The 14,371-nt window shown below is 44.5% G+C and carries 13 protein-coding genes and 1 pseudogene; 9 read left to right on the forward strand and 5 right to left on the reverse strand.

The genetic code is table 11. The features are described 5' to 3' along the window. The coding region (locus RMO55_RS05825) for a cobaltochelatase subunit CobN (RefSeq protein WP_310424767.1) at positions 1-2,772 on the forward strand (2,772 nt) is incomplete at its 5' end. 8 nt (positions 2,773-2,780) lie between these two features. Then, complete coding sequence (locus RMO55_RS05830) at positions 2,781-3,311, forward strand: hypothetical protein (RefSeq protein WP_310424768.1); 531 nt, start codon at positions 2,781-2,783, stop codon at positions 3,309-3,311. 519 nt (positions 3,312-3,830) lie between these two features. On the opposite strand, the gene RMO55_RS05835 is transcribed toward RMO55_RS05830, so the two are convergent. Next, a complete protein-coding gene (locus tag RMO55_RS05835; protein ID WP_310424770.1) occupies positions 3,831-4,361 on the reverse strand; it encodes an FKBP-type peptidyl-prolyl cis-trans isomerase in 531 nt (176 codons plus the stop codon). Positions 4,362-4,602: 241 nt separating this feature from the next. Between RMO55_RS05835 and RMO55_RS05840 the strand changes: the two genes are divergently transcribed. Beyond that, positions 4,603-4,827, forward strand: a complete 225-nt coding sequence (locus tag RMO55_RS05840) for a hypothetical protein (protein ID WP_310424772.1) — start codon at positions 4,603-4,605, stop codon at positions 4,825-4,827. A 79-nt stretch (positions 4,828-4,906) separates the two neighbouring features. Further along, the gene (nadC, locus tag RMO55_RS05845) at positions 4,907-5,791 is read left to right on the forward strand and encodes a carboxylating nicotinate-nucleotide diphosphorylase (RefSeq protein ID WP_310424774.1); all 885 of its coding nucleotides are present in this window, start codon (positions 4,907-4,909) and stop codon (positions 5,789-5,791) included. A gap of 65 nt (positions 5,792-5,856) precedes the next feature. On the opposite strand, the gene gyrB is transcribed toward nadC, so the two are convergent. Together gyrB and RMO55_RS05855 are read right to left on the reverse strand one after the other, a co-directional pair. After that, complete coding sequence (gyrB, locus tag RMO55_RS05850; RefSeq protein ID WP_310424776.1) at positions 5,857-7,794, reverse strand: DNA topoisomerase (ATP-hydrolyzing) subunit B; 1,938 nt, start codon at positions 7,792-7,794, stop codon at positions 5,857-5,859. Between the two features lie 457 nt (positions 7,795-8,251). Beyond that, positions 8,252-8,458: pseudogene (locus RMO55_RS05855) on the reverse strand (DNA topoisomerase IV subunit B); the annotation flags it as partial. Between the two features lie 36 nt (positions 8,459-8,494). Between RMO55_RS05855 and miaA the strand changes: the two are divergent. The 3 genes from miaA to RMO55_RS05870 all read left to right on the forward strand — a co-directional run bounded on the left by miaA (position 8,495) and on the right by RMO55_RS05870 (position 11,028). Then, positions 8,495-9,397, forward strand: coding sequence for a tRNA (adenosine(37)-N6)-dimethylallyltransferase MiaA (miaA, locus tag RMO55_RS05860; protein WP_310424778.1), 903 nt, complete (start codon positions 8,495-8,497; stop codon positions 9,395-9,397). A gap of 122 nt (positions 9,398-9,519) precedes the next feature. Beyond that, positions 9,520-10,350 (forward strand): DUF928 domain-containing protein, encoded by an 831-nt coding sequence (locus tag RMO55_RS05865; protein ID WP_310424780.1) that lies wholly within the window; start codon positions 9,520-9,522, stop codon positions 10,348-10,350. 189 nt (positions 10,351-10,539) lie between these two features. Next, positions 10,540-11,028: an N-acetyltransferase family protein gene (locus tag RMO55_RS05870; protein WP_310424782.1), complete on the forward strand. Its 489-nt coding sequence runs from the start codon at positions 10,540-10,542 to the stop codon at positions 11,026-11,028. 10 nt (positions 11,029-11,038) lie between these two features. Here the strand turns inward: RMO55_RS05870 and RMO55_RS05875 are convergent, their stop codons facing one another. Beyond that, the gene (locus RMO55_RS05875) at positions 11,039-11,977 is read right to left on the reverse strand and encodes a ribonuclease Z (RefSeq protein ID WP_310424784.1); all 939 of its coding nucleotides are present in this window, start codon (positions 11,975-11,977) and stop codon (positions 11,039-11,041) included. A 60-nt stretch (positions 11,978-12,037) separates the two neighbouring features. Here RMO55_RS05875 and RMO55_RS05880 point away from each other — a divergent pair, with 60 nt between their 5' ends. Both RMO55_RS05880 and RMO55_RS05885 read left to right on the forward strand, forming a co-directional pair. Further along, positions 12,038-12,682, forward strand: a complete 645-nt coding sequence (locus tag RMO55_RS05880) for a biopolymer transporter ExbD (RefSeq protein WP_310424786.1) — start codon at positions 12,038-12,040, stop codon at positions 12,680-12,682. Between the two features lie 18 nt (positions 12,683-12,700). Beyond that, the gene (locus RMO55_RS05885; protein WP_310424788.1) at positions 12,701-13,066 is read left to right on the forward strand and encodes a protein tyrosine phosphatase; all 366 of its coding nucleotides are present in this window, start codon (positions 12,701-12,703) and stop codon (positions 13,064-13,066) included. On the opposite strand, the gene RMO55_RS05890 is transcribed toward RMO55_RS05885, so the two are convergent. Then, on the reverse strand, positions 13,058-14,194 hold the full coding sequence (locus tag RMO55_RS05890; RefSeq protein ID WP_310424790.1) for a DegT/DnrJ/EryC1/StrS family aminotransferase: 1,137 nt from the start codon (positions 14,192-14,194) through the stop codon (positions 13,058-13,060). The two genes, RMO55_RS05885 and RMO55_RS05890, sit on opposite strands and share 9 nt — an antisense overlap. Positions 14,195-14,371 lie beyond the last annotated feature (177 nt).

Genomic DNA, 14,371 nt, shown 5'->3' on the forward strand with positions numbered 1-14,371 from the left:
GGAGTGACTAACGATCCTGAAGGGGATGGGTGGCGGAAGGCGCGGCAGTCGTTGGATGGCGAGGAGTATTGGGCACATTTTGAGACGTTACCGATTGCGGTGCAGCAAGGGATAGTTGAGAGGTGGGGCGATGTGGATGGATTACCCCCCCAACCCCCCTTAGAAAGGGGGGCTTTAGCTCCCTCCCCGTTAGAAGGGGAGGGCTGGGGTGGGGTAAAAATCTCCGCTGAAAACCAGGAATTAATGAATGACGACAACCCAATACCCCCGTTGGAAAGGGGGGCTAGGGGGGATTCACCATCTCCGCTACCCACCAATTACACCATCCCCGGCATCCAATTCGGCAACGTCTTCGTCGGCATTCAACCCGCACGCGGCTACGACAAAGATCCCAACCTCAACTACCACGCACCAGATTTAGTTCCACCCCATCAATATGTCGCCTTCTACCATTGGGTACGATCGAATTTCGGTGCAAATGCGATCGTGCATGTCGGCAAACACGGTAACTTAGAATGGCTCCCAGGCAAAAGCGTCGCCCTCTCCGAAAATTGCTACCCCGAAGCCGTATTTGGTGCCATGCCCCATTTATACCCATTCATCGTCAACGATCCTGGTGAAGGCTCACAAGCAAAACGCCGCACCCAAGCCGTCATTCTCGATCATCTCACCCCACCGATGACACGCGCTGAACTCTACGGGAGTTTGAACCAGTTAGAAGGTTTAATCGACGAGTACTATGAAGCCCAAACCCTCGATCCATCACGGATGCCAGTAATTCGCGATCGATTAATCGCCCTCATCCAACAAGAACATCTCCACGAAACCCTCGGCATCCAAATCCCCTCCTCGGAGGGGCGTTGCACTGAGCTTGCCGAAGTGTACCCGAAGGGGGGGGTGGGTTCCGACACGATCCTCACCCAATTCCTAAACACCGCCGACGGTTATCTATGCGAACTTAAAGAAGCCCAAATTCGTGATGGTTTGCATATATTTGGGCAGTGTCCCCAGGATACACAATTAAGGGATCTTGTTGTTGCGATCGCCCGTAATCCTAATGCTAGCAGACTCGGTTTAACCCGTGCAATTGCATTAGATTGGGAATGGGATTTCGATCCGTTGACGGCTGACTTGGGCGCGGAATTGGTTAACTGCGTAGTCCCTAGATTACCCCCCCAACCCGCCTTAGAAAGGGGGGCTTTAATGCCTATTCCCCCTCAGGGGAATAGCATGGATCTTGCCCCCTCCCCTTTCCAAGGGGAGGGCTGGGGTGGGGTAAAGATCTCCGCTACACCCAAACCAATCCGCATCATCGGTGACGCAGTAGAAATTCTCGAACAACACGCCGCCGAATTAGTTACCGCCGTGATGACAAATCGAGATTTATCCGTCGGTACTCACACCAAAGCCGAACTAGATTGGATAAAAACTAAACTCCTCCCAGCTCTCCAGCAAACCCGCCAGGAAATGACCAACCTCCTGCGCGGCTTAAACGGCGAATACATCCCCAGCGGCGCATCCGGCGCACCCACACGGGGCAAACCCGAAGTCCTCCCCACCGGACGAAATTTCTACTCCGTCGATATTCGTGCCGTGCCCACCGAAACCGCTTGGTGTCTGGGACGCAAAGCCGCTGAAGTGCTAATCGATCGATATACTCAAGAACATGGCGAATATCCCCAAACCCTCGGCTTATCAATCTGGGGCACATCTACCATGCGAACTGGCGGCGACGATATCGCCCAAGCATTGGCATTAATCGGTGTCCAGCCAGTTTGGGATGGAGTATCGCGCAGAGTGGTAGATTTTGAGATTTTACCTGTCTCAATTTTAGGTCGTCCCCGCGTCGATGTCACCTTGCGAATTTCTGGTTTCTTCCGCGATGCTTTCCCCAATTTAATCGATTTATTTGATAATGCTGTTAAAGCCGTCGCTGCATTAGATGAAACTCCAGATCAAAATCCATTAGCGCAACAAGTTCAACAAGAACAAGCTAAATGGTTAGAGCAAGGATTAACATTAGACGAGGCACAAACTCGATCGCAATACCGAATTTTTGGCTCTAAACCTGGTGCCTATGGTGCCGGATTGCAAGGCTTAATCGAATCGCAAAACTGGGAAACTGAAGCAGATTTAGCTCAAGCTTATATCAATTGGAGTGCCTACGCTTATACCAACAAAGCCGAAGGCATCGCCGCACCGGAAGCTTTTAATCAACGCTTGGGCAATATGCAAATCGTCCTCCAAAATCAAGATAATCGCGAACATGACTTGCTAGACTCCGATGATTATTACCAATTTCAAGGTGGTTTAACTGCCGCAATTAGACAAGTATCCGGCAAAGCACCCGAAGCCTATTTCGGCGATAATTCTCGCACTGAAAATCCCAAAGTTCGCAAACTGACAGAAGAGATCGATCGGGTGTATCGATCTCGTGTCGTCAATCCCAAATGGATCGCCGGAGCCATGCGTCACGGCTACAAGGGAGCCTCAGAAATGGCAGCAACGTTAGATTTCTTATTTGCCTACGATGCCACGGCAAATTGCATCCAGGACTTCATGTATCAAGGTGTCGCCGATGCCTATTTATTCGACGAATCAGTCCGCGAATTCATCGAACAAAATAATCCCTGGGTACAGCGAGATATGGCAGAAAGATTACTCGAAGCTAATCAGCGAGGTTTGTGGGAGGATGTGGAATTAGGGACATTAGAGCGGTTGCGATCGATAGTAAATGAAGCAGAAGGAGTGATAGAATCTCAGGGTAATTAATAATAGATATGATCCATACCAGAGATATTTTGGCACTACGCCGTTACATGCTAATTGGTCAACTTATATCGATCCTAGTGCTTCTATTTGGGATACTATCAGTATGTTTATTTATCAATCCATCTCTAATTGGAATTGTTAGTAAGCAAACAAACTCTTATCGTGACGAATCGATATGGCTAATCGTCGGAATTGTCTTTATATTATTCGGAGTATTTTTTGTAGTTGTTTTTGGTAAATGGTCTCGTCGCCTATTGTGGATTTTCCAAAATATCAGACCAGTGCAGATGAATCTGTCGATTAAAATACGTAAAGGAATGGATTCCAATGATTATTACGCGATTTTGAGTGTTGATTCAACCACGGAAAAAAATTGGCGTGTCTCACTTTATAGTCCATCTTGGAATGCGAGAGAGTTGCAAGACCAGATAATTTCAAGTAAAGTCTACTTCGATCCTAAATCACAATGTCCTGCGGTAATTGAGACAACTCAGGGCTTGCTTTGGGCAATGGCCGGTAGATCTGCCATTCGGATCTAGAGATCTATAAAGTAAGTGATTTTCATCAGCTAAATTTTAAGTTTTACAAATGATTCTGACATATTTATATCGACCCTAGCTATCGACAATTCTCTCTAATCTATAAATAGTAAGATGTTTGTTGAATTTGGGATTGCGATCGATTTTTTTATTACCCAGCTACACCACTCATATTAACAATGTCTAACTCTCTAATTTAGTAATGGCTGGAGATATTATCGATGACTAACTCTGATTTACGATTGCAATATTGAACGCTATCGATTGACATGATAGTATGTAATTATATATCTCACCTGATATTATGGGAGTACAAACTGAGCAAAATCGAATTAAAGAATATCTCCTCAATCGCCCTCAATAGTATTTGTCTCGAGATCGATCTACAATTTCGAGATATCTAAGTAAAAGTCGCAATCGTAATCTAATTTAGCAATGCTAACTGATTAGATCTTGTACCCTATGAATGTTGCTGCTGAACTATTTCCGTCGATCGGTTGCATTAAAAGTATCCAACTTCTAATCGCTAATCTTGAGCAATTCAACGTCAAAAATTAGCGTCGCATTAGGTGGAATGACCTCTCCAGCACCCTCAGCCCCATAACCTAATTTAGGTGGAATAGTCAACTTCCGACGCTCGCCGACTTTCATCGTAATCAAAGCTTCATCCCAACCTGGAATAACTCTTCCTTGTCCTACTGGAAAACTAAAAGGTTGACCTTTACCGCGAGAACTATCAAACTTTTTACCATTGGTGAGGGTACCAGTATAGTGAACGAAAACTGTTTGTCCTGGTTTTGGGGTAGCTCCTTTACCAGCTTTAAGAATGGTATATTTCAAGCCAGAGGGAGTAGAAATTGTTTTTGCACTTTTATTCGTTACTAAGGCAATTTTCCACTGGAGCGGCTCTGTCAACATATTTTGTGTGAGCTGTTGCTGTGAGATCTTCGTACTGACAATCGCCGCTTTGGTCACGATCGTGGATGGCAATAACGCAGCCAAAATACCACAACCAATTATTAAGCTAGAACTAACTAAATTCTTTATCATTAATACACCTCTTTTTCTAGTTAAACACAATACCACAAATTAATTGCAGTTAAGATAAAATCGAGAATAATATTTCCAAAGCTAGATTATAAATCAAATATCAGCTAAGATAGCGATCTCTTTTGGTCTAGCCTTACCTCTTCTCGAAACTGTTCGACGTTGGCAAGACCCTTTTTATATATTTAATCTGATTGATGACTATTTATTAGGAATTATCCTTGTTGTTTCTGGTTATCTTGCTTTGAAACAACCTCATAAATATCAGGCTTTATTAGTTGGAGCTTGGGAGATAGCAGTTGGTGAATTTTACTATAGTTTAGTCAGTAGTTATGAAGCTCTACTTTTACCATGTTCTACGATCGGGTTTAGGATTGAGCTAATTCTTGCGATAAAATCTGTGTTAGCGACAATTGTTGTCACTTGTTTTTGGCATTCGATCTCTGTTGTCGAGCGGTTCTATCGATAATATTAGTATTTGGCGTATGCTTAAACGTGATTAGATCCAGTTTACGTCATCGATATTTTACGATTATATTGAATAGAATATGCTCAAAGCAACTTTGCCACCTTGGATCGTTCTCGATTCCCACCTAATTCAATGGCTCCAAGAAGATATCGGGAGAGGAGATCGCAGCACCCAAGGTTTAGCCAATGTCGTTGGCGGAGCCTCTCGTTCCGAGAGTCGAATCGCTACAGCAACCTGGATTGCCAAGGAGACAGGGATTGTTGCAGCTCTACCAGTTGCTAAACGAGTTTTTGAACTTCTTAGTCCCGAAGCTAACTTTCAGCCCTTAATTGCCGAGGGAGCCGCCTGTGAATCGGGACAATCGATCGCCGAAATTACTGCAGATCTCGCCACCCTATTGATGGGCGAACGAACAGCCTTAAATCTGGCGATGCGTTTGAGCGGAATTGCGACAGCGACTCACGAATATGTCGAATGTATCGCCGATTTACCCACTCAATTAGTAGACACTCGTAAAACGACACCTGGCTTGCGGCTGTTGGAAAAATACGCGACTACCGTCGGTGGCGGAGTCAATCACCGCATAGGTTTAGATGATGCGGTAATGATTAAAGATAATCATATCGTAGCGGCTGGTGGGATTAGGTTGGCGATCGAGAGTATCCGTCTTAGTATGCCTTATCCACTGACGATCGAAGTCGAAACTGAATCTCTAGAGCAAGTGCGAGAAGCGATCGACTGTCGCGCAGATATTATTATGCTGGATAACATGCATCCAGATCTGATGCGCCAAGCAGTAGGGATGATTAGAGCAGCTAACGAGCGAATTAAAATCGAAGCATCGGGGAATATCACCCTGAAAACTATTCGTCAAGTTGCCGAAACTGGGGTAGATTATATTTCTACCAGTGCGCCGATTACGCGATCTCCTTGGCTGGATTTAAGTATGCGCATCATCCAGTAATATGCCCCAACTTCTTCAAGAAGTCGGGGCGATAGCAGTAATGGTAAAATGTTTATTTATTTTGGCTAAATATCTAGATCCATCATGTTTAATTTCGGTCCATATGTTTCGATAAACTCGCGCCGAGGTGCCACGCGATCGCCCATCAGAATTGTAAATATCCGATCGGCTTCGGCGGCATCTTGAATCTCAACCCGTTTGAGAGTACGAGTTTCTCGATCCATCGTGGTTTCCCACAACTGCTTGGGCATCATTTCTCCTAAACCTTTGAATCGCTGAATTGTATAGTTAGCATTTGCTGGGAAGTCAGCAATTTTCTTCTGCAATTCGCGTTCGCTATAACAGTAATAGTGATTGCGTCCCCGTTCTAATTTATAGAGCGGAGGACAAGCAATATAGATATAACCTTCTTCAATTAATGCGCGTTGATAACGATAGAAGAATGTGAGTAATAGCGTCCGAATGTGGGCACCATCAACGTCGGCATCTGTCATCAAACAAATCCGGTGATAGCGGAGCTGTTTGGAATTGAATTCTTCACCCCGTACACCCAATCCTAATGCGGTAATTAAGGCTTGAATTTCGGTATTTTTATAAATCTTAGAATCTTCGGTTTTCTCGATGTTCAAGATTTTACCACGCAGAGGCAAAATTGCTTGAAAACGTCTGTCACGTCCTTGTTTTGCACTCCCACCCGCCGAATCGCCTTCCACGATAAAAATCTCTGACTCGCTGGGATCTTTCGAGCTACAATCGGCTAACTTACCAGGTAAAGTCGAAGATTCTAATACTGATTTCCGACGAACTAATTCCCGCGCTCTGCGGGCTGCTTCGGCTGCATTAAATGCTTGCAGGGCTTTCTCTAGAATTGCATCGGCAATATTTGGACGAAACTCCAAATATTCAGTTAAAGCTTCACCAACGATCGAGTCTACAATCTTCCGAACTTCGCTATTTCCCAGCTTAGTTTTAGTTTGTCCTTCAAATTCAGGATTAGGTACTTTTACCGAGACAATCGCTGTTAAACCTTCGCGAATATTCTCACCACCGAGGTTAGAATCCCCATCTTTAAGTTTATTCCGTTTGCGACCGATCGCATTCATCGTGCGGGTTAAAACAACTTTTAATCCATCTAAATGCGTTCCACCTTCCTTGGTTTGAATATTGTTTGCAAAACCTAAAATGTTATCGGTATAAGCATCAACACACCATTGCAGCGCGACTTCTACTTGGACTTTATCTTGCTCGCTTTGGATGTAGATTACTTCCTCGTGGAGTGGCTGTTTATCGACATTAAGATAAGCAATATACTCCTTAATCCCACCTTCATAGAAGTAATTCTCAATCTTTGGTTCGTTGTTTTCTAATAGCTCTAGCCGATAATCGCTAAAACTAATCCGCAACCCAGCATTGAGATAGGCTAACTGTTTAAATCTAACTGCTAGAGTATCGAAATCAAAGATAATCCCCTCTTTGAAAATCTCAATGTCTGGTAAAAATGTTACCGTAGTACCAGTCCGATCTTCTGGACTCGGTGCGATTTCCAATCCTGTTACCGCTACCCCCTGCTCAAACCGCTGGGTATGAATCTTCTGATTCCGCCATACCTTGACTTCTACATGCGCTGACAGCGCGTTTACGACCGAAATCCCGACTCCATGCAAACCACCAGAGACAGTATAACCACCATCTCCAAATTTACCACCAGCATGGAGAACTGTTAATACTGTTTCGATCGTCGATTTACCCGTTTGGGGATTTATCCCCGCTGGAATCCCACGTCCATCATCAATCACCGTAATCGAACCATTGGCATTAATCGAAATATCGATATTCTTACAATGACCTGCCAAAGCTTCATCGATCGAGTTGTCCGCAACCTCATATACTAGATGATGGAGTCCCGTCGCCGAAGTATTCCCAATATACATCCCCGGTCGGACACGGACGGCTTCTAGTCCTTCCAGAACCCGAATGTTGCCGTCATCATAATCAGTACTCATAAACGATGCTCCAATAATGGGTTCAAAGCCGCCTCTGGCTGCGTTGATGATAAATCACTCCAATATTATAACACAAATAGGTTGTGGCGCAATCTAGATAGTTCTGGGAATATTTTTGAGATCGAGTCGATCGATGTTTATTTGCCCATATTCTGCGCTAGATGGAATACAGCGGTTAAAACCGCTGCTAGTGATGTAAAGTCCGCCGACACGGACTAACAGCTTTCGTAGGGTGTGTTAGCGACCGCGTAACGCGCCACGAGCATTTCAGCATGATGGTGACTATCTATTTTCAGCACGTTCCGGATTAAAATTCTATGAGGAGTTATTTATACTTGTTTTCCTTCGATCGACAACGGATTAATTCTCGCTCTTTTCTCGCTATTTCAGCAGCATCAGAGGCTTTAATCGCTGTGGCGATAATTGCATCGGCAATAGTTGGCAAAACCTCGAATGTTGTCATCGAACCATTGGCATTAATGGAAATATCGATGTTTTCGCAATGACCAGCGAGTGCTTCCTCGATCGAGTTGTCCACAACCCCATATACTAAATGATGGAGTCCTCGCGAACCTGTCGAACCGATATACATCCCTGGTCGAACGCGGACGGCTTCTAGTCCTTCGGGCACCCGAATATTACCGCCATCATAATCAGTACTCATCACAATTAACTAGAATATTTGGTGTCAGATGCGAGCATGTTAATAGTTATTTGTGGCGCGACAGCCACTGGAAAATCAGGATTAGCACTCTCCATCGCCCAACGGCTCAATTCGGAAATTCTCAGCGCAGACTCACGCCAAATTTATCGAGATTTTAATATTGCGACGGCGACAGTATCTAATGCCGAACAAGCTTTGGTGCCGCATCATTTTGTTAGTACATCAGATCCTAACTATCCCGTCACGGTTGCCGGATATCAAGCAGAGGCACAGGGATTAATCGACAAACTTCAACAGCAAAACCAGATTCCCCTATTAGTTGGTGGTACGGGGCTATATATTAAGTCGGTGGTGAAGGGAATGAAAATGCCCAGAGTCGCGGCAAATGAAAATTTACGATCGCAATTAACTCATCTCGGTCAGGTGCAATGCTATCAGATTTTACAACAAGTCGATCCTCAAGCTGCTAGCAAAATTTATGCCAACGACCCCAGACGCACGATTCGCGCCTTGGAGGTTTATTATGTCACGGGGCGAACTATTTCTAGTCAGCAGGGCGAATACCCGCCGAGTTATCCGATTCTGCAGATTGGTTTGGATTGCGAAAATTTAGACATTCTTGCTCAACGGATCGAGCACCGCATCCAGCAGATGATTGAATTGGGTTGGGAAGATGAGGTGAGATATTTAGGAGATAAGTATGGGTGGGATTTACCATTACTAAATACTTTGGGATATGCCCAAATGCGACAGTATTTAGAGGGTAAAATTAGTTTAGCAGAAGTTATCGATCTGACGGCCTTACTCACTCGTCAATTTGCTAAACGCCAACGTACTTGGTTTAAAGCAATTTCTGGAATTGAGTGGTTTGATAGCAACGATCCGATTTTACTCGATCGAGTCTGGGATCGCGTACAGCAATTCCGTTCGACAAATTAAGATTTTAACAGCTTGTGTATACAGGGTCGCTTGGAAAGGTGAGAATCTTACCCCATCCCCTTGATAAGGGGATGACTGGGGTGGGGACAAGATCTATGCAGCAACTCAACTCTTAACTCAACATGAAAAAAACATTTAAAAAAATTGGAATCATCTTAGGATCGATCGGTGTATTTTCTATATTTACCTATAACCTACCCGTTTCAGTTAAAGTTGCTGAGGCGATCGCTGCTGCTGTATTCAAATTCAAACTACCGCCACCACCACCAAATCGAGGTATTGCCGGAAATCGTGTCGGTGGTGCGAGTCGAATTTCTAGTAAAGATCCCACGAATGAAGGTACTAATTCCGATCGACATTTGACAGCGCTCGTTCCTGAATATCGTAACTCGGTAGGATCGGAAATAACAAAAGTTTGGGGACTAACAACAAATGAATATCCAACCTTGTATTTCTATATTCCTTATACGAAAAAATCAATTTCTCACATCGATTTTATCATTGCGGATGGAGACAACCTAGAACATAGAACGGTTTATAGGGATGTAATTTTATCTCCCAAATATCCGGGAATTATTAATTTTTCTTTGCCGCAGACCAGTGCACCATTAAAAATCGATAAGCTGTATCAGTGGGAACTGAAATTGACAATGAATCGTCAACTTGACAAGGAAATTTCCGTCAAAGGTTGGATTCAAAGATCGGGTTTAAATAGTGATTCTATCGATTCTACAGGAGGGAGACTAGCCCAAAGAATCAAACAAGAATCGCCAAATCGACAAGCCGCTTTCTATGCTGAGAATGGTTTTTGGTATGATGCGCTTGCTACCTTAGCAGAACTTAGAATCCAACGACCAAAAGATCTAGCGATAATCGAAGACTGGAACAATATTCTCAAGTCTGTTAATTTAGGTAAACTAGCTAACAAACCTTTTGTAAAATCGGGATATTGAATTAGTTAAAAGTTGAAAGTGGCTCGATCGGACTGCATCTACCGAGCAAAGCCCTAGTGTCGAAAGGCTGAAAGTAAAGCCAAGCTTAAATCTTGACAATAGAGTAAAAGATGGCTCGATCGCAACAAGAATACCGATGACTTCAAATTACCACAAATTCACATTTTTCACCACCTAAATCTATCAGATATGATTCGGAATGCGACGCTCGACGATTTACCTGCAATTATTGAAATTTACAATACCTCAATTCCTGGACGCATGGCGACGGCAGATTTAGAGCCAGTCACAGTTGCCAGTCGGATGGATTGGTTTACCGCTCATTCACCAGAGCTTCGGCCATTATGGGTGTTAGAGGTAGATGATAAAATTAGAGCATGGTTGAGTTTTCGGTCGTTTTATGGACGAGCAGCTTATCGTCATACTGCTGAGATCAGTGTCTATGTATCGCCAGATTGTTACCGTCAAAAATTAGGCGACAAATTATTATCTCAAGCAATTTTAGTTACATCAAGTTTAGATCTAAAAACTCTAGTCGCTTTTATTTTTGCTCACAATCAACCCAGTCTCAATCTATTCAAAAAACATGACTTTCAACAATGGGGCTACTTACCTCAAATCGCAGAACTCAATGGAATCGATCGAGATTTAGTTATCTTAGGAAAACAGGTAGGGTAAGAACTTTTAACTATTGACTAACTCTCCTCGACACTTCGTGCGTCATCAGATCGTAAGCCATGCGGGTATTGGGGAAAATTGCTCGTGCGGCTTGTAATAAGTCGTCTAGACCGATCGGATTTCCAGGCGCGTAACGAGGGCTGAAATGAGTTAGGATTAGTTCCTTTGCTCCTGCACCTAAAGCTACTTGAGCAGCCATCGTCGAAGTAGAATGCAGCCTGTCGAATGCCATGTCTGCATCCTGATGGGCAAATGTAGATTCATGAATTAAAACATCGGCATCTTGGGCTAATTCGATCGAGTTTTCACAAAAGACAGTATCGGTGCAATAAACAAACTTCCGCCCAATTTCCGTTTCGCCACATAAATCTCGACCATTGATAATTCTACCATCGGGTAAAGTTACTATCTCACCATTCTTTAACTTGCCATAAATTGGCCCCGATGGAATGCCTAATTCCTTAGCTTTAGCCAGATCGAATCTACCAGATCGATCGCTTTCACTGACGCGATAACCGTATGCTGGAACTTTATGCTTGAGCGGGATACAAGTTACGGTAAAATCTGCTTCATGGTGAACGACACCAGGTTCGATCGTGTGAACCTTAATCGGGTAATTTAGATGAGTATACGAATACTTTTGACAAGCACGGAGATATTCATCTAACCCTTTTGGACCATAAATATCGATCCGATCTGGACTACCAGCCATCCCATATGTCGCCAACAAACCCATTAACCCAAAAATATGATCGCCATGCAAATGCGTGACAAAAATTCGCCGAATCTGACTAATTTTGACATCGCAGCGTAATAATTGATGCTGCGTGGCTTCACCGCAATCGAATAGCCACACTTCTGCCCGCTGAGGGAGATTGAGTGCGATACTAGAAACATTGCGTGCCCTAGTGGGGACACCAGAAGATGTGCCAAGAAAGGTAATTTGCACGTTATTCGATCGCTGATAGTCGGTAATTAATTATATCTCTAACCCTACTCTCTACCATCTATGAAAATAAATCCTGGTAATATCAACGAAGAGCCAAGAATCGAGCTAGTACCACTAATTGATGTGATCTTTTGCATTTTGACATTTTTCCTATTAGCAGGGATACAAGCGGTCAGACAGCAGGCAATTAGCGTTGATATTCCCAAGGCTGCTAGTGGTGCGCCAGCCGCACGAGAATTATTGATGGTAAGTCTCAATGATGCGGGACAACTTTTTCTCGAACAGCAACCGATGTTGGTTCCAGGACAATTGATCGAAGCTGTCAAACAGTATCGTCAAGCTCGTCCGAATAGCTCGATCGTGTTATATGCATCCAAGCAAGTCAGTTACAATAAGGTCGTAGAAGTCCTCGACGCGCTCAGGGGTGTTGCTGGCGATCGAGTTGCATTAGCTACTCTACCATCAAATACAGCCGCCCCCACGCCCCCAATTCTCAATAATCCCCCTGGTTATGGCAATCCCTACAATCCCTACCAGGGCGTAAATCCAAATCCTTATAATCCTTACCAAGGCGTAAGTCCTAGCCCCACACAGCCTGGAGGGGTAGCTAATCCCGCACCAGGATCGTTCGGACAACCGCCACAAGTCACACCTACTCCGCTAACGCCGCCAGTTCCGTCAGCAATTCCCAGTAAATCGCCTTAGTATGGCGGAGCGATTGGCGTGTTATGGATAATCGATCGATGTCTGTCAGAATTTATGTATCGCGAACAGTTATTATTTGTCTGTAGTCGCAACCAATGGCGGAGTCCGACCGCAGCGGCTTTATTTAAAGATAGCGATCTGTATGTGGCAAAATCCGCAGGTACGTCAGATAATGCCAGGATTAAAATAACGCCTGGTTTAATTAATTGGGCTGATTGTATTTTTGTGATGGAAAAACGTCATGCTGCAATTCTTCAGCAAAAGTATCCCGATCTGATTGTGGATAAGTCGATGGTTATTTTACATGTTAGCGATGACTACCAATACATGGACCCAGAACTCCTCGAAATTCTGGAATCCCGTCTTGCTGAATATTTAGGATGAAATCGCATCTTTGAGGGCATATACTACCCGTTGCTGTTCCTCTGGGGTGATTTCGGGGAACATCGGGAGCGATAGTACCTGATGGCTGACTAGTTCGGTAACGGGGAAGCTGCCAGCGGGGTAGCCGAGATCTCGATATACTTCCTGTAAATGTAGGGGGAGAGGATAATAGATCATTGAGATTATTCCCGCTGCTTGGAGACTAGCACGAACTCGATCGCGATAAGCGGCAGCTTCTATGCCTGAAGGGGCGACTAGTCTAATCGTATATTGATTCCATGCTGACTCGCCCCCAGGTGTGGTTTGAGGCGTAATAATATTGGGAATATTGACGAGTAACTCTTGATAACGGGCGGCGACTGCCGCTCTCTGCTGATTCCAGCGATCGAGATGTTGGAGTTTTACCTGCAAAACTGCGGCTTGGATGGCATCGAGCCGACTATTTACCCCAATCGCCTCGTGATAATATCGCTGACGGCTACCATGTTCGCGATACATCCGCAGATCTGCGGCTAGAATAGGATCGTTGATGGTAATCGCCCCGCCATCACCACAAGCACCGAGATTTTTGGTGGGGAAAAAGCTAAAGCAACCAAAATGTCCGATGCTCCCGACTTGTTTGCCGTTCCATTTTGCACCTGTAGCTTGGGCGCAGTCTTCGATGACAATTAAATTATGCTGATTCGAGATCGACATGAGCTTCGTCATATCTAACGGATTGCCAAAGAGATGCACGGGCATAATTGCCTTGGTGCGGGGGGTAATCGCGGTGGCTAATTGACTGAGATCGAGATTGAATGTCGTGGGATCGATATCGACAAATACTGGTTTGGCACCTACTTCACTAATGGTTTCCGCCGTAGCAATGAAGGTAAAGGGCGTGGTAATCACTTCATCCCCCGCGCCGATTTTCATCGCTCTCAAGGCTAAATACAGCGCATCCGTGCCAGAATTGCACCCGACGGATTCAGTCGTACCGACATAGCTGGCAAATTGTTGCTCGAAGTTTTGGACGACTGAGCCGCCAATATATGCACCAGAGGCTAAAACTTCCAATACCGCTGCACTGACATCAGCTCCGATCGCTTGATACTGCCGTTTGAGGTCAAGAGGGGGGATGTTACTCACAACGTTATGTTAGGGGTTAGGGGCTAGGGATGAGGGGAAATTAAATCCCTTATGTTTGTCGATTACCATCAATTTCCCATCAATTGTAGCTGAATAGTTCACCCGATCGATCGCGGGTTGACTCAATTTACCAATGACTACTATCCAAATTGTGCTTCAATCGAAAGTATTAGGGAC

Source organism: Chamaesiphon sp. VAR_48_metabat_135_sub, assembly GCF_031418915.1.
Classification (GTDB): domain Bacteria; phylum Cyanobacteriota; class Cyanobacteriia; order Cyanobacteriales; family Chamaesiphonaceae; genus Chamaesiphon.